The 550-nt window shown below is 45.1% G+C and carries 1 protein-coding gene; it reads left to right on the forward strand.

What is annotated here, in order from left to right; translation table 11 throughout:
* The coding region (locus ACS8FD_RS23655; protein WP_439277647.1) for an aldo/keto reductase at positions 1-374 on the forward strand (374 nt) is incomplete at its 5' end.
* Positions 375-550: the final 176 nt, after the last annotated feature.

The raw sequence follows: 550 nt of genomic DNA on the forward strand, positions 1-550 counted from the left end.
CACACCGCTCAAACGTTGGTCTGCTCGCCTACTCTCCGCTTGGCTTTGGCGTCCTATCAGGTAAGTATTTGGATGGCAAACGTCCAGAAGGAGCACGCCTGACGAAATATGATCGTTTTGAGCGCTATGTCAACGAGCAAGCACAAGAAGCAACCGCCCAGTACGCTAAGATAGCCGCAGATGCAGGCTTAGATATGGCACAGATGGCACTGGCTTTTGTTAACTCACGCTCATTTGTCACTAGTAATATCATTGGGGCCACCAACCTTGAGCAGCTAAAGTCAAATATTGACAGTATTCATCTGACTTTAACCACTGATGTATTAGATGCCATAGAAGCGGTACATACGCGCCAACCCAACCCATCTCCATAGACTGGTCAGCCTCGTATTTATACGGTCAACATAAGGTTGTTCATTGTTGATATCAAAAAGGCGCAAATCGCTCTAGTAACAATAGCGATTTGCGCCTTTTCTTATGCTATCCCTATCAAGATTAGACATGAATTCTTAAGCGTTAGGTGACGTGCTAAGTACTCTTGAATGTAGTT

It is taken from the genome of Psychrobacter sp. 1U2, from assembly GCF_051847575.1.